Source organism: Halanaerobiales bacterium, from assembly GCA_035270125.1.
In the GTDB taxonomy this organism is placed as follows: Bacteria; Bacillota; Halanaerobiia; order Halanaerobiales; family DATFIM01; genus DATFIM01.
Genome location: DATFIM010000224.1, coordinates 1 through 2136, shown reverse-complemented (window position 1 = coordinate 2136; position 2136 = coordinate 1). Strand labels below are relative to the sequence as shown.

General features: G+C 27.6%; 2 protein-coding genes. Both read left to right on the top strand.

Annotation, left to right across the window (positions count from 1 at the left end):
* The coding region (locus VJ881_11070) for an HD domain-containing phosphohydrolase (protein HKL76594.1) at nt 1-1926 on the top strand (1926 nt) is incomplete at its 5' end.
* Nucleotides 1892-2136, top strand: a 245-nt coding sequence (locus tag VJ881_11065; GenBank protein HKL76593.1) for a deoxyribodipyrimidine photo-lyase, incomplete at its 3' end; no start/stop codon positions are given. The genes VJ881_11070 and VJ881_11065, both read left to right, overlap by 35 nt.

Here is a 2136-nt window from a genome sequence, read left to right as displayed (position 1 = left end):
ATAGTTTTAACTGCTATTACTATTCTTTTTATAATCTTTGGGTTTTTATATAAAACAAGTATAATTAATGCCAGTTCTTATTTACCTCTTTATTTAAGATTAATTATTGCAATATTTTTAACTCTTATTATCACTTTAAGCTTTTTTAACAAAAAAATTAAAGAAAATATATATAAAGTAACTTTGATAACTGCCTATCTTTCTTTGATTCATCTTCTTTTTAATACATTTTCTAATAACTTTCATTTTACTTTAGCAGTAATGATAGTAGTTTTTTCTTTATTATTAAATGCAACTTTTCAAATGGATAAAACTCTTTTTATTTTTAATATATTTTTCTCTTTTTTATTATTAACTTTACTTTTTAATCATCCAGATCCAGCCCTTAATCCTGTTATTTATTTTATCAATTATCTTGTTTTAAATCTCTTAAGTTATACTATAAACTTTTTAAATAATTCTGTGAGATACAAATATAAAGACCTCGCTAAAAAATATAATACTATTTTAAATAATACAACTGATTCAGTAGTCCTAATCGATGTTAACAAGGTAGAATATAGATATAATAAAGTAAATAATGCCTATAAAAAACATGCTGAACTTCCCCAAAAACAAATAATCTCAAAAACACCAGCAGAATTATATGGAAAAGAATATGGTAATTTTATTAATAAAAAGATCAAAAAATGTATAGACAAGAAAAAAGCAATAGATTTTGATGAAAAAGTAGAAAGAGATAATAAAATAGAGTACTGGCATACCAAGCTTTCCCCGGTTATTTCCCAGGGAAAAGTTAAACAAATAGTAGGTATTTCCCGAAATATTACTGAAAAGAAAAAAGCTAATAAAAAGATAAAAAAGCTTACTTATAAAGATAGTCTTACCGGACTTTTTAACAAAAATTATTTTCAAAAAGAAATGAATCGCTTTAACAAAATGGGTCTTAATACTCTTTCTATTATCATCGGTGATGTCAATGGATTAAAACTTGCCAATGATGCTTTTGGCCATAATGCTGGAGATAAGCTTCTTAAAAAAATGGCCAAAAAAATTGAAAATAGCTGCCGCAGTCAGGATATAATCACACGCTGGGGTGGAGATGAATTTGTTATCCTTTTACCTCATACTGATTATCAGGGAGCAAAAAAAGTAACTGAAAGAATAAAAAAGGAAGTTAATTCTTTGAATGCAGACCCGATTGAACCAAGTATTGCCTTAGGTTTTGCCTCCAGAGATAATAGTAATGAGGACTTAAATGAAGTTTTTAAAAGAGCAGAAAATGAAATGTATAAAAATAAATTAAGTGAAAGTCAGGATATGCACACTTCTATTCTTAATTCACTTAAAAATACCTTTCACCAAAACACCTGTGAAAGTAAAGAACACTGTAATAGGTTAAAAAATATGGCTGTTAGCTTAGGTGAAGAAATCGGCCTTGACGCTAACTTTATAAAGAAACTAAAGCTTCTTGCTGAAATGCATGATATAGGAAAAGTGGCAATTTCTAAAGATATTATACAAAAAAATGGTGAATTAAATAAAGAAGAATGGAAAGAAATAAAGCGTCACTCAGAGATTGGCTATCAAATAGCAAATACTACCCCTAAGCTTAGTAGTATTGCTGAAGGCATTTTATATCATCATGAAAGATGGGATGGAAAGGGTTATCCTCTAGGCAAAAAAGGTAGAGAAATTCCTATAACCGCCAGAATTATAGCAATTGTAGATGCTTATGATGTTATGTTAAGTAAAAGACCTTATAAAAATGCTTTTAGTCAAAAAAGAGCAGTTCATAATCTAAAAAAAGAAACTGGAAAACAATTTGATCCAGAATTAGTAGATATTTTTATTAATAAAGTAATCAATTATTCAAAAAGGAATGATCACTATGATTCAAAAAGAAAGAATAAAGCCGCTCAATGATGAGCAGGTACAAAATAAAGAGCAAATATTTTACTGGATGCAGGCCTCACAACGAGTAAACTATAATCATGCTTTAGAATTTGCAATTGAAAGGGCAAATAAACTTAATAAAAGTTTATCTGTCTTTTTTGTTTTAAATACTGATTTTCCAGAAGCAAATCTCCGTCATTATCAATTTATGTTAGAAGGTTTAAAAGAAATAAGAGAAAA